Source organism: Paenibacillus sp. J22P143, from assembly GCF_059692035.1.
In genome coordinates, this window is the sequence record NZ_JCAUAQ010000001.1 from 74,074 (window position 1) to 91,206 (window position 17,133).

The following is a 17,133-nucleotide window of genomic DNA, read 5'->3' on the forward strand; positions in this document are numbered from 1 at the left end:
AATGTGAAGGGGATGATTTTCCAGAATCACTTTCTATCTCCTTAGAGGTGTGTTATAGTGTTTACCTGTTTATGATAAATCAATAGACAACATCTGATCTTAGGAGGTAACTGATCTTGGACACAAAGACTCAAAGTGCCTATCAAGAAGAACTGCAACGGCTCGAGCAAACGAATACGGAAATCGATAAACAGCTGGAGCGCCTTAGAGCAACTCCGGTCTATTACGGTCCCGATTTAACGGAGCAAGCCCTTGAAGTTTTACGTGAGAACGGCCGGCACAATTTAACCAAAGCCATTGACGAGCCGTATTTCGGCCGCCTTGACTTCGAAGAAACAGGCGCTGGTTCACCTGTACCGCTTTACATTGGTAAAGCAGGGGTTGAAGATGAGCGAACAGGCCGACTTCTAGTCATTGATTGGCGCGCTCCAGTTGCAAGCCTTTTCTATTCCTTCACTGGCGGATTGGACGCCGCTTCTTATGATTCACCGGACGGTTTAATTGACGGCCTAGTCTATTTGAAGCGAAACCTTGTTGTGCGTAAGCAAATTCTCCAGCGTGTTGTAGATACATACGACCGAAATGAAGACTCCCTCTCTGTGGGCGATGAGTTCTTACTGTACCGATTGGGCGAAAATAAAGATAACAAGCTGCGTGATATCGTCTCCACGATTCAAGCGGAGCAAGATTGCATTATTCGTGCAGCGAAGAACACAGCACTAATTATTCAAGGGGTCGCAGGAAGCGGTAAAACAACCGTAGCCTTGCACCGACTCGCATTCCTTCTCTATCAATATCGCGAACAGGTTCGGGCGGAACGCATGATCATTTTCGCACCCAACTCGATGTTCTTGGACTATATTTCAGGCGTATTGCCTGAGCTAGGTGTCGGTAATATTCAGCAGAGCACTTTTACCGATTGGGCACTCGAAGTGCTCGACCATGAAGTGCAAATCGCAGATCAAGAGCTCACGCTGCAGCGCTGGTTCGCCCTCGGTAGTAAGCGACCGCCGGTTGACGATCAAGCTCCAGGGCGTTTCAAGGGAGCGATTACCTTCAAACACTTCTTGGACGACTGTCTTAACCGTCTAGAAGAGACCTATGTTCCCACTGCTGACTTCTCGCCTTGGGATGGTGTCAAGCTGCCTATCGCCAGTATTCGCGAGTGGTTCTTCGTCGAGAATAAGCACTATCCGATGATCAAACGACGTGAGCGCGTCGTCGCGCGGATCAAGCGTTGGATGGAGATGCAGCTCGATAAAGTTTGGGAGCAAAGCCTGAAGAAAGAATTGAAGAAGAAATCAGCTCAAAAGCTCCGCACGTACCTTACAAGCTGGCCTGAGTATACGGCATTCAGCTTTTATAAAATGCTTTTCACTGACAAGGGTCGACCCGATAGTCTGCCAACAGATCTGCTCCAAGACCTACCAGAGTCGATCGTGACGGCTTCTGCGAAGCTTTTCAAAAAGAAGGAAGTACAGCTGGAGGATCTAGCTCCTCTTCTCTACATCCATACACGACTTCACGGCATTTCGTCGGACCGATTATTCGATCATGTTGTCATCGACGAGGCGCAAGACTTCTCACCGTTCCAAGTGGCCGTGTTAGATGCGTACACACGGAATAGCTCCTTCACGATTCTAGGCGATTTATCGCAAGGAATTCATGCCTACCAAGGCATCCAGGATTGGAAAGAATTTTCCAGTCTATTCCAAACGGAGGAAACTGGGTATTTCGAGTTGGAACGGAGTTATCGTTCTACGATGGAAATTATCCAGTTTGCGAATTTGGTGCTTCAGCGCGGCGTTAGCAATCCCCTGCTGGCAGTTCCCGTATTCCGCAGCGGAAATAAAGTTCGCGTGCTGCAAGCGTCGCTGAAAGAGCGACTGCCGCTGCTGCAAAAGGCGATCAAAAGCTTACAAACGGGTACATCCAGCACCATTGCTGTCGTTGCGCGTACCGAGAAGCAAGCTCAAGAGCTGCATGAGGCTTTGACCCTCGCCCAGATCGAGACGAATCTGATCACCTCGAAGCAACGTGTCTATCACGGCGGGATTTCTGTGCTGCCTGTTTATTTGACGAAAGGCTTAGAATTCGATGCAGTTATTCTGATGGATGTTACCGCCGAGCACTATGAAACGACCCTCATGGATGCGAAGCTGCTTTATGTGGGCTGCACACGCGCCCTGCATGAGCTATGGTTGCTCGTGACGGGGGAAATGTCGCCACTCGTTACCGTTGATCAAACGGATATCACGACTACGGAGTTTCCGAAGTAAATCAGCTAGGGTTTAAAAGATGCAAAAGTGCGGGAAATAGCCAAGAAACACATACATCATCGTCAAAATCATAGAAAATTTTGACAAAAAAGACACCAACCCATCAATCACAAGGATCGTTGGGAAATAGGTGTCTTTTTCACATTTTAGTAAGCGACTAATACGCCGCCTTCGCCAGCATAGGTGCCGATGACAGTACCCATATTGGAGAACAGCACGTTGCGAAACGGATGCTTTTCCAACAGCTGCGCCATGAATTCACGTGCTCGTGTTTCACAGTTGCTGTGCGCGATCGCAATAACGTCTTTCTCGTAATCATGCTCTTTATCGCCGAGAAATGAGATTAATCGCTTCAAGGCATGTTGCGTGCCGCGAATTTTATCAACAACTTCAATAGCGCCTTCTTCACTAGCTTTCATTAGTAGCTTAATATTCAAAACAGAAGCCACAGCACCACGCACTTTATCGAGTCTTCCGCCTTTAATGACATTTTCCAGCGTGTCTAGGAAAAAGAACGTCCCTGCGCGCTTGACCGCCACTTGCATCGCAGCGACCACTTCGTCATAAGACATCCCATTCGCTACCTTCTGAGCCGCTTGATACACAAGCACACCTAATCCAAGCGAGGTTGTCTTGGAATCAATGACTTCGATGCGGCCTGTAAAGCCCTCTTCCAGCAGCATGTCTTTCGCCATAACCGCGTGATGGTACGTCGAGCTTAATGCCGATGAGAGACAAATCACCAGAATATCCTGATCAGGGCCAGCCTTCTGATACTCACCTATGAAGTGCCCAGGCGATGGGCTAGAGGTCTTCGGCAACGCGCTCTCCCGCTTCATTCTTGCATAGAAATCAGATAGATCCATATCTGTCGGCATACATTCCTCGCCAAATTGAACCGATAAGGGAACGATCCCTACACCTATTTCATCCACAATACTTCTAGGGAGGTCGCAGCTGCTGTCAGTGATAATCTTGATTGTCGTCATGGGGGTCCACTCATTTCTAATTTTTTGGAATAAACAATACCTAACGTATGTGGTCCGCAGTCGCTTGAAATGACGCAACCGGTTTCCGTCACAAATACGTTTTTTACATTTATATGCAATTCAAAATGATGAAGGATACTTGTATTTTACCTATGAAAGGCACAACAAAAGCTTGAATGTCAGCTGATCTCCGTCCTTCTATTGCAGCATGCGCCGCCTTAACTACTAGTACGTCAATACCCGTTGTTAGGTATCGAGAATCGATCACCCTAATTCTTCCATCCGGGAAACTTGAAATATATGAATTCAGCTTGTAGAACTAAAATAAAAAATGGTTGTATTCCCTATCATTCAATGATATGGTAATTTTTGTTTTCCCATTCATACCCAATAATACAAAGGAATGGTGAATCATGACTCGATTGTTAGTAAGTAAAAAGAATCTAGTAACTGCTGCTATTGTAGCAGGAGCAATTGCCTCTGGCGCAACCACCGCTCTTGCTGGCATTACTACTCCAACGTACACGTTGGATTCAATGGTATCTACACCAGGTAACTACGCGTGGTTAGGCGATGCGACAGGTACATACAATTGTCTCGCGTACGCATTAGGCAACTATATCTCGTGGGACTGGCCATGGACAATGAGTAATCCAGATACTTGGAAAGTAGATACCTATTTAAAATTCAAAAGGTTTCGGAACTAGTAAAGATATCGACAGCTATGATGTTGCTTCTTATGAAATTATTTCATACGGAAGCATTTATTCCATAACTCATTTCAGCAGAATTGCAGCTTATGGTTACACCAATGCCAAGTGGGGCAATTATGAGCTGCTTCAAAGTTATGGCTGGCAACCCTACAGTGCAAGTAATTACGGACCTGCCGTTAAAAAATACGCTCACTAAGGAGAGGTGATATCCAATGAAAAAAATAATAATTTTCTTATCTTTGTTTGCTTGCAGTTTTCTACTCGTATCCTTTTTAATGAATGATAAAAGTGCTTCCGCTGCTACTGAGAAACAAATAAACGAAAGCTTCGCTGCCATTTCCGAACAAATAAATAAGGAAATTTCTTTACAATCAAACCTCTCGTTCAGTTCGAATCCCTATGACTATGTCAAACACAATGAGGATTTTGAAAACATAATTAAACTAGGTAACGATGCGCTCCCATACTTAGATAAAAAGTTAGCCAACAGCAAGCAAAACGGCTTGCAAGAGTACATCACAGCAATAGCCATTGAACGAATTGCAAAATTGGATTTAAAAGAAAATGAAAGTAGTACATGGGAAAATGGAAAAAGTTTTTCCGCGAAATGGAACCTTCATCTTAAATCCATTCCTTCATCTGTCAATGCTATTTCAACTGATAAACAATCCAAATCAGATGATAAAGTAAAGAAGCTCATTTCACTCGGAACACCTGCAATACCATTTATAGCTGATAAAATTGAGCGTGGCGATGAATCTTTATTCCCAGCACTTATTGCCTTAACGAAAGGCGATGGTAATAAAACCGTTGCTGATGAAACTATTACTAGCAAAAAAGAATGGGTAACTGCTCATAAATCGCAATATAATAGTCTGAAAGAATACGTGCTACAGAAATAACGCAAACATTCACCAAGCTTTTCGCATAATGATGATTCCCTCTTAAGTTCTCAAAGTACTTGTGCTGCCAACCGCAGCATGTAGTGATTTTTTTCTAAAATCCGTAAATCGTCATACCGCCATCCACGAAAAGCGTTTGGCCTGTGACATAGTTAGCCGCATCGGAAGCCAAGAATACAGCGGGGCCAACTAACTCCTCCAACTCACCAACGCGACCCAGTGGCGTCCGCGCAATAATTTCTGCTAAATAGTCCGGCTGACTAAGGATTTTCTCTGTTAGCGGTGTTTTGAAATACCACGGTCCGATGCCATTCACAAGGATGCCATATTTCCCCCACTCCAGAGCAAGCACCTTGGTCATTTGAATCATGGCTGCTTTCGTCGCTGCATAGACGACGCCAGTTCGCAGCGCTACCTGCCCGGCAACAGAGGCGATATTAATGATTCTCCCGTATTCACGTTGCTGCATATGGCGGCCTACAATTTGTGAGCACAAGAACGCGGATTTCAAGTTCGTCTGCATGATCTTGTCCCACTCTTCATCCGTGACAGCCAAAGCTTGACTACGGATATTCATACCCGCATTATTGATGAGAATATCAATGCGATCTGTCTGGGCGATGATAGCATCAACCGCCAGTTCAATTTGTTCACGATTCGTAACATCAACGGTAAACGGATAGGCTTGTCTGCCTAAAGCGCGAATTTCCCTCGCGACATCTTCCAAATCCGATGCCGTTCGAGCGAAGATAGCGACATCAGCCCCCGCCTCTGCTAAGCCAATGGCAAGCGCTCGTCCAATGCCTCTTCCGGCGCCCGTTACAAGCGCGATTTTATGATTGAGTTGAAATGAAGGTAAATACATCGATTCATCGTCCATTCTATATAGGGTTTCTCCATTCTGTAAAAGAAAGAAGCATTGTATTGAAGCTAATTTATGTATGGAGGCGCATCCCCTATCACCATGCCATATGGCACCTATTCGTGCTGGCCGGCAGCGCCTCTCATTGCATTTCCGTTTTCGGGTATGTGAGATAACTTCATCTATATGAACAACTGCTGCAGCTGCTGCAAGGATAAGGCAACCTCTAATTGGTTAGCCACCTTCTCATAGCCTAGTTCATTGGGATGGATAGCATCCTCAGATAGGAAGCGTGCCGCTTGCCCCACAAACGCGTCGTAAACCTGCACGATTTGAATATGCGGCTGTTCTAATTTACGCAGAAATAGATTAAAGCGCTGTACCCAATAAGCTGCATCTGGAATCTGTGGTAACGGATTATATAAACCAATTAAGGCCAGTAAATACGGAGTTTGTACGCCTTGCCGCAGTTTTTCAATATGTGCGATGAGTTTACGATAGTTGGACTCATACGTTTGCAGCGCCATTTTGAGCACCGTATTATCACCGTCATAGAAAAAAGGAATAGCCGCTTGAATGAGATCGTTCCCGCCAGCTGTAATCGTGATGAGAGTAGCTTCACGAATATCCTTCTGAAGCTGCAGATCAGACTCGATAGTCTCCAGCAATTGAGCTGTCGTGGCACCATTGGTGCCAGCATGACGCAAGGAAACAGGTACATTCAGCAGACACTCCAACCTTTGTCGATACACCGAAACGAAGCCTTGACCTTCCTCTGCACCAAATCCAACGGTTAAAGAATCACCAAACGCCAAATATTGAATTCTTTTTTCCATCGCTATCCTCTCCCCTAAAGCGTGACGTATATTACTATATGCGCCACCGCCCATTTTGGGAAGGGATACCTATAGGGGTTCATTCGTCGTTTTTTTGGCGCTTTCAAGCTGAGAGACATAATCTTCGATTTGTGCCTTCTCCGTATACGTGAATTGGAATTCACTATCACAGCCTTCATCATGCAGGACAATTTGTACAATCTCTCCATCTGTATTGCAAATAACAAGAATAGATGGAGCTTGCAGACCTTCAGGCAGCTCTTCACCCTCTGCCAATTCGATGCCTAAGAAAATATCCAGCCATTGACCGCGGCTTTCCGCTTCAAGAAAGGATAAGCTAAAACGGTGTTCCTCATGCTCTGCCCCATATTTCATCATCGTCAATCACTCCTCTTTCTCCTATACACGAATAATCATGCTTGAAGCCTTACGTCTTTGCATTTGGTAGTTCTCGCTTCTATATACTACAATGGAGTTAAGAAGCATTCAATAAAGGAGTTTACCATGCCAATGAAATTAACCATATCTCAAACCATAGAAAGTCATGCCGCAAGATTCAAAGACATCTCCCGCTTTATCGGGGCAAACCCAGAACTCGGCCATGAAGAATTCCTTGCTTTCGCACGTTTAACGGAAGAATTACTCTATCATGGCTTCCAAATCGAACGCGGTGTTTTAGATATCCCTACCGCTTTCATCGCGACTTATGACTCTGGTAAACCAGGTCCCGTTGTGGCGTTCATGGCTGAGTATGATGCGCTTCCTGAGCTCGGTCATGCCTGCGGTCACCACCTCATCTGTATGATGAGTATTGGGGCTGCAATCGGCCTCAAAGCGGTCTTAGCAGACACCGGTGGCAGTATTCGCGTCTACGGCACGCCAGCTGAAGAAACCAAAGGCGCCAAAGTTCCCATGGCTGCGGCCGGGTTTTTCCAAGATGTCGATATCGCGCTCATGGCACACCCCTATTATGCCTATGAAAAATCAGGCGAGTCGCTGGCGATGGATGCCATCGAATATGAGTTCTTCGGCCGCTCCGCGCATGCCGCAGCACAGCCGTACGAAGGCATCAATGCGCTTGACGCGGTATTGCAGTTATTCAACAGCATCAATGCGCTTCGCCAGCAGCTCAAGACAGATGCCCGCATTCACGGTATCATCAGCGAAGGCGGTAAAGCGCCAAACATCATTCCGGATTACGCGGTTGCCAGATTTTACGTCCGCTCGGGAACGCGCAGCTACACGAATGAGCTTGTACAAAAGGTCCTTCACTGCGCAGAAGGCGCTGCACTTCAAACCGGCTGCACACTGAAAACCTCATTCTACGAGTACTCCTACGATGAGCTCCGCACAAACGAAGCTTTATCGAGCGTATTCACCGATCAATTGTTCGAGCTTGGTATCAATCCGAAGGAAATCGAAGTCGGCAAAGACCACGGTTCCCTAGATCTCGGCAATGTCTCGACCCAATGCCCAACCATTCACCCATTCGTGAAGGTAGTCAATGAGCGACACTTGCTCCATACAAAGGAATTCCGTGATCTCGCCATGACCGAGCCTGCGCTAGATAGTATGCTCTTCACGGCTAAGGCGCTAGCCTACACCGCTTACGAAGTGCTTTCCAAACCTGCTTTATTAGCTGCCATAAAAGAAGAGTTTGAGGCTGCAAAATGACCGTTTTGCGCACATAGAAGCCATTAGCCATGAAGACGGCATGCCGCCAAGGATAACCCCGAGACCAGCTAGACACGCAGCTCCTCTATTACCATGCCATATAAGACTATGTAGGAGCTGCGTGCGTGGTTAGGTGCCAGGTTGCCGAGGTAATCTCGCTTAATCGCTATAACATCTAAATAGCTATCCATCACCGTTCTCCTTATTCACCTTCGTTCAATTAAAGAACGAAAGAGACGCTTATGGTTTCTCATTACTACGTAAGAACAACGCTACGCCAACCAACAGCAAGCAACCAGCCAACAACTGCATCGTCGTAATCGTTTCACCTAGCAAGAAATAGGCTAAAATAGATGCGCCAAGCGGCTCTCCAAGCACAGTCATCGATACCGACGACGCCTTCATATATTTGAGCAGCCAATTAAATACATAGTGTCCGAAGATCGTGGAAACAAAGGCTAAAAGAAAGAAAATACCCCATTCTTTCAAAGGATAGCCTGTGAACGATTCACCCGAGTAAACATTCGTAACCGCAAGCGTTAGCCCGGCGAATAAGAAAACAAGAAAGCTGTACACATAGGCTGAGATACGCTCGCGTAAGCTTTTGCCAAGCAACATATGTAAGGCAACAGCGATCGTCCCCACGAAGGACAATACATCCCCTTTAAGTGCTTCTCCAGAAAACTGAAAATCACCCCATCCGATGCAAATGGCCCCCACAATCGCGATACACATCGCAATCAATGCAGTACGGCTTGTCCGAACACCATGCAGCAGGAAGGCTCCAACTAGCACAAAGATGGGCTCAAGAGTCAGAATTGCAGTCGAGCTTGCTACCGTTGTAAATCGCAGCGAATCCATCCAAAATAAAAAATGCAAACCAAGCGCAATTCCCGATATTGCTGTGCGAAGCCAATCTCTCAGCTTGATTGTTGTAAACTCTTTGCGATAATTCCACAGAAAGGGCAACATTAATATATTGGTCATAAGCAACCTATACATAGCGATCACAGAAGCCGACGCGTCGGACCATTTTACAAAAATAGAGGAAAAAGATATTGCAATAATGCCGATTAAGAGGAAGATCGGGATGGGTATTTTCGTTTTATTCATCGCATTCATTGTAAGTAACTCCTTAGGTGAAAGATCCATCTTGTCGTCGTGAGAAAACCTCTATCGAGGCCATTCAATGATGTGCGACCGCGTTTAGAGGTAGGTTTTATCGCCAAATAGATAGATGGTTTTCGGGAACCGAAAACATATTGCTTTCTATTGTGGACAAAAACCCTCCGATTCATCTACAACAAGTAGACAAGTCGAAGGGCTAATTGTGTTGAAGATTTAGTCCAATACCGCGGACATATGTTTGTTCGTCACAGACCAGTGTGATGTATTCCAGATGGATTCTTTATTCTTGAAATAAAGAATTTGCGGGGAAGCATGCTTGATAGCTAGGTCCTCTGCGATTTGATTCGAAACCGGACGTGACTCTATGACTTTCACCAAGAAATAATCAACAGCCTCATTGTGTGTACCAGATAAATATTGTTCATATTCATCAAGTGCGCTCGCACTTACTGGACAAGTTGTACTGTGCTTCAGAATGACAGCAGGCTTTTCGGTAGAACGATCAAGTACCTCCTGCCATTCAGTTAACGTCGTTAACTCTTTCCATTTCGACATGTTTCACATCTCCTTTTTCTACTCTCTCCTCAAAATTATAAGGTAACTACTTCGCTTATGCAACTTACTCTGGCCTCCGAACTCCTGTGTTTACAGCAAAAAACCCTAAGTGCCTAAATGGCAGCTTCGGGTTCTGTTCACTTATGATCTTACATGTAGGAACTGACGGAATAAGAAGACAGCCTTCAGCTTCAATAGATCATTCACTTTTTTGAAGTCAACTTGCAAAAGATCACTAATTTTCTCCAACCGGTACGTTACCGTATTACGATGAATGAATAATTGCTTAGCCGCCTCACTGACTTGGCCATCGTTTCGAATAAATACCTCGAGTGTCCGAATCATCTCTTGCGAGTACTCCGGATCTTTCTCTAAGAGAGGACGTAAGATCTTGGCACAATAATCTTCCATCATCGGAGATGATAAATGCTGAAAGAGATGAGCGAACTCAATCGTCTCATAATGAAGCACTCGGTCTGGCAAACAGAGCTTCTCCGCCATCCGCCCCGTCTCGCCACATTCCAAGTAAGCTTCGCGAAGTGCCGTAGGCTTCACTTTCAGAGAAGACGTGTAGAACACGATGCCATCTCCGTCAGATGCCTTTCCTGGATCCCCTTCATACTTGCTCAATAGCTGCGATAGCTCTTCTTCTGGAAACCCATCTGCTTGTGTCGTGGAGTAGATCGAAAACAGGTGATCCCTTAGAATGAAATGATGTCCGCGCAAGTTGCTGGATTTCGAATGGGACTCCATGTATTGCTTTAATTCTTTGAATTTCTCATTTGTATCATCAGCAATCAAAGGCGCCTTCTTACTCTTCCCAATGACACATTGGTAAGCCCCCGTAAAGATGAATAAGCCTCGGGCTTCCGCCTGCGCCATAAACTCCTCAAGGGACGTTCCTTTATCCAAATAGCGGATCAGGTTATTCTGCAAATCCCGCTCTGCTGAAGCCTCTACATGCGATCGGAACGTATAACTCATATGAAAGGTTAAAATATCAGCCGCCTGCTGGAATAAACCCTCCTCTACAGTTGCTAGTAACATGACCTCTGGAATGATTAGCAATTGACCTAGCGGCTCATCATCCTGCTGCTGCAAACCAATGCGATATGCCCGATCCTTCCCTGCGTATACCCAGCCCGATTTACGCTTTTTCGGCCAATTCTGAGCTAACTGCTCTGAACTCCACGTACTTGAATTATATAAAATGTGACCCCTTGCGCCGACGACCGCCATGGGATACCCAAGAATCTCACTCACGAGTTGAAACATCGAAAGCATATTATCTTGCTTTAGGCCAAATTGCATCAGTTTCTTCTGCTTTTCGAGTACCGTTTGCAGCAATTCTGTATTCCGGCGGTACTCCGCATTAAACAGTGCATTCATTTGATCTGAAAAAGTAAATTGAAATGGCATTTCTATGATTGGAAAATGTAAGCGATCCGCTTCATCCATGACAATTTGCGGCAGCTCCGTCCAAAATCTACCAAGCTTAATTCCTAGACCCGCGGCACCGCGGTCATTTAATTTGCGCAGGAGGTTCACGGTTTCTTGCGGGCTGTCTTTCATCGCGAATGCGGTAGTGAACAGCATTTCACCCGACTTCGTCCAATCTGCAATATCAGGTGCGTCCATGACATTAACAGATTTCACAATACGGGATTCCCCTTGTTTACCGGCGACTAGCTTCGCTTCCGTTAAAGGATAAATCGCCAACGCTTCACGAATGGTAAGATGCATCGTGCTTCCCCCCTATGCCTTTTAAACGATTATAGGATGACGTTAGGTATGGAGTCAATGAGTTTATGTCATGAAACATAACATTTAATAAGAACTTATGAAATCTTAATGAAATTTATTAATTTTATGTAATGTTATATAACATTAGCATGAGGAAGAACCTTCACAACCACTGTCCTCGTGGTAATGAAGGCCCCTCAACTTCGAAGCATTCGTCTAAATGACACGAAACGATCCTGTCCCTATCGTCCCCAAATTGCCTTCGCTATCCTCGACGCGACCTTGCGCAGTAACCATTTTACGCGATTGATGAACAAGCTCCGCTGTTACCAACAGCCGCCCTGCATAGAGGGGAGACACAAAATGCACATTCAGATTGGTCGTGACGACCTTCTCCTCTGGCCTAGCTATCATCGCAATAATCCCCATAGCGGTATCCAACAAAGATGATGTCACGCCACCATGAACCATGCCAATCGGATTTAAATGATGCGACTTTGCATCCAAGGCAATTGTAATTACCCCGTCCTTCATGCTAACAAATTCACAACCTAGATAGCCCCAGAAAGTGGATTCCGCTGCTGCTGCGAGCTGTTGTAGTCTCCTAATTATACGATCATTTCCATCATCCATTGGACTCCCTCCTTCTTTGTAAGGGCTGCCCCTACGCATGATAGTAAAGCTTCATTACTGCTTCACTTCTTCCTCTAATAATTGACGCCTTAGCACTTTTCCAATCATCGTCTTCGGAAGTGATTTCCTGAATTCAACCTTACGTGGCACTTTATACGCTGCCAGTCGCTCTCTGCACCAGACATCTAACTCTTTCTCCGTTAATGTCATTCCTTCTTTCAACACGATAAAAGCTTTCACCGTTTCCCCACGGTATTCATCAGGAACGCCTGCTACAGCCGCTTCAAGAATGGCAGGATGCTCGAAAAGGACTTCTTCAACATCACGTGGATAAATATTAAAGCCACCTGCAATAATTAAATCTTTTTTCCGGTCAACGATCGAAAAGAAGCCATCCGAATCCATTCTGCCCATATCACCGGTGTACAGCCAACCATCTTTAATTGTCATTGCCGTTTCTTGCACACGCTTCCAATAGCCTTTCATCACTTGAGGGCCTTTGATGATAATTTCGCCGATTTCGCCGATTGGCAGCTCTTCACCCGACTCGGAATCCACCACCTTCGTATCAGTATCTGGTAATGGAACACCGATAGACCCAATTTTACGTAACCCCCAGATGGGATTCACATGCGTAACTGGAGAGGCTTCCGTCAATCCGTAACCTTCGGTTAATTTGCCGCCCGTTAAAGATTCAAATCGCTCTTGCACCTCCAAAGGAAGCGGTGCTGAACCGCTTACACAAATCTTAATCGAGGAGATGTCGAGTTCCTTCATGCGCTTATGATTGATCAAGGCCACATACATCGTTGGCGCTCCAGGGAATATAGTTGGCTTTAATTTATCAATGGTATCCAGAATCAGATCAATATCAAATTTCGGTATCAGGATGAGCATCCCAGCCCGATATATAGCTTGATTCAGCAACACGGTTACGCCGAAAACATGGAAACATGGAATGGCACCCAAGAAGCGTTCTTCCCCTACCTGTACACGATAACACCAATAACTCGATTGAAACGTATTTGCTATTAAATTCGAATGGGTGAGGATAACGCCCTTTGCTAGTCCCGTCGTCCCTCCTGTATATTGAAGCAACGCGATGTCTTCATCTGCATTCACTTCCACACAGATTGGTGATTGCGAGGCTGCGCGAAGCAATTTTTTAAAGGCATATACACCTTCACCGTAAGTGACATCAAGCTTCATACCGTCTTTTTTCATTTTAATCGGATATAACAAATTCTTCGGAAAAGGTAAATAGTCCTTAATCGATGTCACAATAACATGACGTATGTTCGTTCTGGCCTTCGCTTTCTGCACGCGATCGAACAGCAAATCCAGTGTCACAATCACCACAGCGTCCGAATCAGAGAGCTGGTGCACTAGCTCCCGTTCCACATATAGCGGATTCGTCATGACGACGATGCCACCCATCATTAACGTACCGTAATACGCAATAATCGCTGATGGACAATTCGGCAGCATAATCGATACACGTTCTCCTGGCTGGACCCCTAGATCCTGTAACACATGCGCAAATTGATACGACGCTTGCAGCAATTCACGATAGGTAAGCTTTTTCCCCAAGAAATACAGAGCTTGCTTTTCGGGATATTGATTGGCGGAATCAACCAACAAACGTGCTAAATTATGTTTCGGGTACTCGTAAGTCGGCGCCACTTCCGATGGATAATGACGCAGCCAAGGCTTTGCCTCCCCCATACAAAATCATCCCCTTCAGGTTCTTGACATCGAGATTTTATCCGATGAATTTCTCACCCTGAATTACACGTGCGGCGATGTCACGCTTCAACCCCACCGTATTGACACTGCTGCGTCTAGACAATTTTTTGAGTATAGATAGTTGAGTCCGAAGCACATCTCCTTCTTCCATCGTACTGAGCGCTTCTTTCGCATATGCCTCAATTTTATCAAAAGCTTCATGAACAAATACGGTTGTGAGCTGAATCGCGTTTGTTGCCTTCGTTTCACCTAGCTTGTGAATAAGCTTTTGAGTCCGTAATAGCCCGCTTTCCGCTGCAAAAATTTGAATCATGATATCCGCTAGACAGCTCAATATTTCCTGATTTTTCTCTAGCGCCAAGCCATATTTCTGAACGGCAAGCCCTCCGACCAAGAGGAATACTTTTTTCGCCATTGCCACCAGATGAGCTTCTTCCGCCAGCGTGCCTTCAAAAGTTTGGCCTGGCATATAGGCAAGTAATTCGCCTTGCAGCTCTTGCGCTTTTTGCAGCAAAGGCAGTTCGCCTTTCATCGCTTTCTTCACCAGCGTTCCTGGGATGAGCAAACGATTAATTTCATTCGTGCCTTCAAAAATACGATTAATCCGGGAGTCGCGATAAATACGCTCAACTTTATACTCTTGAATAAAACCATAACCGCCATGAATTTGTAGTCCTTCGTCCGCAACGAAATCCAGAACCTCTGAGGCGAACACCTTATTAATGGAGCATTCCAGCGCATATTCAGAAATGCCTTTGGCAGAAATTTTGCCCGCTTCTGGACTCGTGTGATCAATATCCTTGAGGATCGTATCAAATAAGCCAGTCGTCCGGTACACCATACTTTCAAGGATATACGTTTGAATGTTCATTTCTGCCAATTTTTTACCAATTAGCGGGAATCGCGAAATCGGAGTCTGGAACTGCTGACGTGTATTCGCATACTTTACGGAAAGCTCAATCGTCTCTTTGGATGCGCCTAGACAACCAACAGCTAATTTATAACGGCCGATATTCAAAATGTTAAAAGCGATGAGATGACCTTTCCCAATTTCGCCGAGCAGGTTTTCTACAGGAACTTTCACATCCTCGAAAAAGAGCGGTCGTGTTGAAGAGCCTTTAATCCCCATCTTCTTTTCTTCCGGTCCCATTGTAAATCCAGGATCACCCTTTTCCACGATAAACGCCGTGAAGTCCGTTCCATTGATCTTGGCGTAGACGATGAAAATATCTGCGAAACCGGCGTTTGTGATATAGAGCTTGGAGCCGTTTAAGAGATAGTGTTTCCCGTCATCCGAGAGTCGGGCCGTCGTTTTCGCACCAAGCGCATCCGAACCTGATGTTGGCTCTGTTAAGCAATAGGCAGCGATTTTCGCTCCAGTCGCTAAGTCAGGTAAATACTTCTTCTTCTGCTCCGGAGTTCCGAAGAAAACAATCGGCAGTGTTCCAATTCCGACATGCGCGCCAATGGATAAGGCAAAGGAGGACGCACGTGCTAGGTTTTCGCTTATGATCGTGGAGCTGACTTTATCCAAGCCGAGGCCGCCATATATCTCCGGCACATCAGCCCCAAGCAACCCAAGATCGCCAGCACTGCGCATGAGTTTTACGGTCAAATCATAATCCAACTTCTCCAGATGCTCGTCATTCGGCAAGACTTCCCCATTCACATAGTCTCGCGTTGTTTCGGCAATCATGCGATGCTCCTCGGTGAAATCCTCAGGCGTTACAATCGAGTGAAAATCAATATCCGTTATCACAAAGCTTCCGCCAACGACTTTGTTCGTCATGAGTTAACTCTCCTTTACATGTGGATGCAGATTATGAAAATTTACGCTTACGCGAGAATTAAGATTGTTCTAAACAAGTTCCGCATTATTCCACGGCATGAACTTTGAAAACACCTGCAGCCCCCATGCCGCCGCCGATACACATCGATACGACACCATACCCGCCGCCTCGGCGTTGCAACTCATATATTAAGCTCGTCGAGAGCTTAGCGCCTGTGCAGCCAAGTGGATGACCCAAGGCAATCGCTCCGCCGTTTACATTGACCTTCTCTTCATCTATCCCAAGCTCGCGCACAATGTGAACGCATTGTGAAGCGAAGGCTTCATTAATCTCAAACAGGTCGACTTGATCCTGGGAAATACCAGCCATCTTCAGTGCCTTCGGGATCGCTTTGACAGGTCCCACACCCATTATTTCCGGCTCCACACCGGAAAGGGCGAAGGATAGGAACGTCGCCATCGGCTTCAGACCGAGCGCTTCCGCGCGCTCGCGGCTCATCAGCACGGCCGCCGCTGCGCCGTCCGACGTCTGTGACGCGTTGCCCGCCGTCACAGAGCCCCCCAAGCTGAACGCAGGCTTCAGCTTGCCTAATGTCTCCACGGATGTATCAGGGCGAACGCCCTCATCCGTGGCAAACACGTACTCACGAACGAACGCTTTGCCGCGTTCGTCCACGCCCTTCACGCTCGTGCTCACCGGCACGATCTCGTCCGTGAAGCGGCCGGCAGCGATGGCCGCCGCCGCCTTCTGATGGCTGCGCGTCGCGAAGCCATCCTGCGCTTCGCGCGAGATGCCGAAGCGCGTTGCGACGGCTTCGGCGGTATGCCCCATGCCCATGTACACCTCGGGCATGGTCTCGACCAGCCGCGGATGCGGCGAGAGCTTGAAGCCCGTCATCGGGACGTGGCTCATGCTCTCCACGCCTCCGGCGATGATCACCTCGGCGTGGCCGAGCATGATGCGCTCCGCCGCATAGGCGATGGCTTGCAAGCCGGAGGAACAGAAGCGGTTGACCGTGATCGCAGGCACGGTTACGGGAAAGCCCGCATACAGCGACATCGCGCGGGCGAAGTTCAGCCCTTGCTCGCCTTCGGGCATCGCGCACCCGATGATGATATCCTCGACATCACCCTTGTCGAGTCCAGGAACGCGCTGTACAGCTTCTTCGAGTACGGCTTTGCCTAGATCTTCCGCGCGCGTTTGCGCGAAACTGCCTTTTTTCGCGCGCCCAACGGCGGTGCGCGTTATGGATACTATGACGGCTTCCTTCATCGAACTCACCT

At 46.6% G+C, this 17,133-nt stretch carries 16 protein-coding genes and 1 pseudogene; 6 read left to right on the top strand and 11 right to left on the bottom strand.

Annotated elements, in window-relative coordinates; all coding sequences use genetic code 11:
* The first annotated feature begins 116 nt into the window (after positions 1-116).
* Positions 117-2,279: a HelD family protein gene (locus tag AC58PQ_RS00425; protein WP_497240038.1), complete on the top strand. Its 2,163-nt coding sequence runs from the start codon at positions 117-119 to the stop codon at positions 2,277-2,279.
* 146 nt (positions 2,280-2,425) lie between these two features.
* Here AC58PQ_RS00425 and AC58PQ_RS00430 read toward each other — a convergent pair whose 3' ends face one another.
* Entirely contained in the window at positions 2,426-3,268 is an 843-nt protein-coding gene (locus AC58PQ_RS00430) for a DegV family protein (RefSeq protein ID WP_497240039.1), read from the bottom strand.
* A 413-nt stretch (positions 3,269-3,681) separates the two neighbouring features.
* Between AC58PQ_RS00430 and AC58PQ_RS00435 the strand changes: the two genes are divergently transcribed.
* From AC58PQ_RS00435 to AC58PQ_RS00445, 3 genes are read left to right on the top strand one after another with little or no spacing between them, the layout of a single operon-like run.
* Positions 3,682-3,975, top strand: a complete 294-nt coding sequence (locus tag AC58PQ_RS00435; RefSeq protein WP_497240040.1) for a DUF7689 domain-containing protein — start codon at positions 3,682-3,684, stop codon at positions 3,973-3,975.
* Positions 3,976-3,982: 7 nt separating this feature from the next.
* Positions 3,983-4,177, top strand: a complete 195-nt coding sequence (locus AC58PQ_RS00440; RefSeq protein ID WP_497240612.1) for a DUF7689 domain-containing protein — start codon at positions 3,983-3,985, stop codon at positions 4,175-4,177.
* 16 nt (positions 4,178-4,193) lie between these two features.
* Complete coding sequence (locus AC58PQ_RS00445; protein WP_497240041.1) at positions 4,194-4,883, top strand: hypothetical protein; 690 nt, start codon at positions 4,194-4,196, stop codon at positions 4,881-4,883.
* A 94-nt stretch (positions 4,884-4,977) separates the two neighbouring features.
* On the opposite strand, the gene AC58PQ_RS00450 is transcribed toward AC58PQ_RS00445, so the two are convergent.
* Positions 4,978-5,748 carry an SDR family NAD(P)-dependent oxidoreductase gene (locus AC58PQ_RS00450; protein ID WP_497240613.1) on the bottom strand — a complete coding sequence of 257 codons (771 nt, stop codon included), beginning with the start codon at positions 5,746-5,748 and terminating at the stop codon, positions 4,978-4,980.
* Between the two features lie 65 nt (positions 5,749-5,813).
* On the opposite strand from AC58PQ_RS00450, the pseudogene AC58PQ_RS00455 reads away from it, so the two are divergent.
* Positions 5,814-5,921 (top strand): annotated as a pseudogene (locus AC58PQ_RS00455) (PAQR family membrane homeostasis protein TrhA); the annotation flags it as partial.
* Positions 5,922-5,927: 6 nt separating this feature from the next.
* Here the strand turns inward: AC58PQ_RS00455 and AC58PQ_RS00460 are convergent.
* Together AC58PQ_RS00460 and AC58PQ_RS00465 are read right to left on the bottom strand one after the other, a co-directional pair.
* The gene (locus AC58PQ_RS00460) at positions 5,928-6,581 is read right to left on the bottom strand and encodes a GDSL-type esterase/lipase family protein (RefSeq protein WP_497240042.1); all 654 of its coding nucleotides are present in this window, start codon (positions 6,579-6,581) and stop codon (positions 5,928-5,930) included.
* A gap of 69 nt (positions 6,582-6,650) precedes the next feature.
* A complete protein-coding gene (locus tag AC58PQ_RS00465; protein WP_497240043.1) occupies positions 6,651-6,959 on the bottom strand; it encodes a hypothetical protein in 309 nt (102 codons plus the stop codon).
* A 126-nt stretch (positions 6,960-7,085) separates the two neighbouring features.
* Between AC58PQ_RS00465 and AC58PQ_RS00470 the strand changes: the two genes are divergently transcribed.
* Positions 7,086-8,255 (top strand): M20 family metallopeptidase, encoded by a 1,170-nt coding sequence (locus AC58PQ_RS00470; RefSeq protein ID WP_497240044.1) that lies wholly within the window; start codon positions 7,086-7,088, stop codon positions 8,253-8,255.
* A gap of 240 nt (positions 8,256-8,495) precedes the next feature.
* Here AC58PQ_RS00470 and AC58PQ_RS00475 read toward each other — a convergent pair whose 3' ends face one another.
* From AC58PQ_RS00475 to AC58PQ_RS00505, 7 genes are all read right to left on the bottom strand, one after another.
* Positions 8,496-9,377, bottom strand: coding sequence for a DMT family transporter (locus AC58PQ_RS00475; RefSeq protein WP_497240045.1), 882 nt, complete (start codon positions 9,375-9,377; stop codon positions 8,496-8,498).
* A gap of 219 nt (positions 9,378-9,596) precedes the next feature.
* A complete protein-coding gene (gene ytxJ, locus AC58PQ_RS00480) occupies positions 9,597-9,938 on the bottom strand; it encodes a bacillithiol system redox-active protein YtxJ (protein ID WP_497240046.1) in 342 nt (113 codons plus the stop codon).
* 141 nt (positions 9,939-10,079) lie between these two features.
* Positions 10,080-11,681: a PucR family transcriptional regulator gene (locus AC58PQ_RS00485; protein ID WP_497240047.1), complete on the bottom strand. Its 1,602-nt coding sequence runs from the start codon at positions 11,679-11,681 to the stop codon at positions 10,080-10,082.
* Positions 11,682-11,897: 216 nt separating this feature from the next.
* The gene (locus tag AC58PQ_RS00490) at positions 11,898-12,314 is read right to left on the bottom strand and encodes a PaaI family thioesterase (RefSeq protein WP_497240048.1); all 417 of its coding nucleotides are present in this window, start codon (positions 12,312-12,314) and stop codon (positions 11,898-11,900) included.
* 54 nt (positions 12,315-12,368) lie between these two features.
* On the bottom strand, positions 12,369-14,039 hold the full coding sequence (locus AC58PQ_RS00495) for a long-chain-fatty-acid--CoA ligase (protein ID WP_497240049.1): 1,671 nt from the start codon (positions 14,037-14,039) through the stop codon (positions 12,369-12,371).
* Between the two features lie 37 nt (positions 14,040-14,076).
* Positions 14,077-15,849, bottom strand: a complete 1,773-nt coding sequence (locus tag AC58PQ_RS00500) for an acyl-CoA dehydrogenase FadE (protein ID WP_497240050.1) — start codon at positions 15,847-15,849, stop codon at positions 14,077-14,079.
* An 85-nt stretch (positions 15,850-15,934) separates the two neighbouring features.
* Positions 15,935-17,122 (bottom strand): acetyl-CoA C-acyltransferase, encoded by a 1,188-nt coding sequence (locus AC58PQ_RS00505; RefSeq protein WP_497240051.1) that lies wholly within the window; start codon positions 17,120-17,122, stop codon positions 15,935-15,937.
* Positions 17,123-17,133: the final 11 nt, after the last annotated feature.

Bases quoted from the DNA above. Each gene is read 5' to 3' on its own strand.
- AC58PQ_RS00490 (WP_497240048.1), bottom strand. From the start codon at position 12,314: ATGGATGATGGAAATGATCGTATAATTAGGAGACTACAACAGCTCGCA.
- ytxJ (WP_497240046.1), bottom strand. From the start codon at position 9,938: ATGTCGAAATGGAAAGAGTTAACGACGTTAACTGAATGGCAGGAGGTA.
- AC58PQ_RS00485 (WP_497240047.1), bottom strand. From the start codon at position 11,681: ATGCATCTTACCATTCGTGAAGCGTTGGCGATTTATCCTTTAACGGAA.
- AC58PQ_RS00460 (WP_497240042.1), bottom strand. From the start codon at position 6,581: ATGGAAAAAAGAATTCAATATTTGGCGTTTGGTGATTCTTTAACCGTT.
- AC58PQ_RS00495 (WP_497240049.1), bottom strand. From the start codon at position 14,039: ATGGGGGAGGCAAAGCCTTGGCTGCGTCATTATCCATCGGAAGTGGCG.
- AC58PQ_RS00435 (WP_497240040.1), top strand. From the start codon at position 3,682: ATGACTCGATTGTTAGTAAGTAAAAAGAATCTAGTAACTGCTGCTATT.
- AC58PQ_RS00475 (WP_497240045.1), bottom strand. From the start codon at position 9,377: ATGAATGCGATGAATAAAACGAAAATACCCATCCCGATCTTCCTCTTA.
- AC58PQ_RS00445 (WP_497240041.1), top strand. From the start codon at position 4,194: ATGAAAAAAATAATAATTTTCTTATCTTTGTTTGCTTGCAGTTTTCTA.
- AC58PQ_RS00465 (WP_497240043.1), bottom strand. From the start codon at position 6,959: ATGATGAAATATGGGGCAGAGCATGAGGAACACCGTTTTAGCTTATCC.
- AC58PQ_RS00505 (WP_497240051.1), bottom strand. From the start codon at position 17,122: ATGAAGGAAGCCGTCATAGTATCCATAACGCGCACCGCCGTTGGGCGC.
- AC58PQ_RS00450 (WP_497240613.1), bottom strand. From the start codon at position 5,748: ATGTATTTACCTTCATTTCAACTCAATCATAAAATCGCGCTTGTAACG.
- AC58PQ_RS00470 (WP_497240044.1), top strand. From the start codon at position 7,086: ATGCCAATGAAATTAACCATATCTCAAACCATAGAAAGTCATGCCGCA.
- AC58PQ_RS00430 (WP_497240039.1), bottom strand. From the start codon at position 3,268: ATGACGACAATCAAGATTATCACTGACAGCAGCTGCGACCTCCCTAGA.
- AC58PQ_RS00500 (WP_497240050.1), bottom strand. From the start codon at position 15,849: ATGACGAACAAAGTCGTTGGCGGAAGCTTTGTGATAACGGATATTGAT.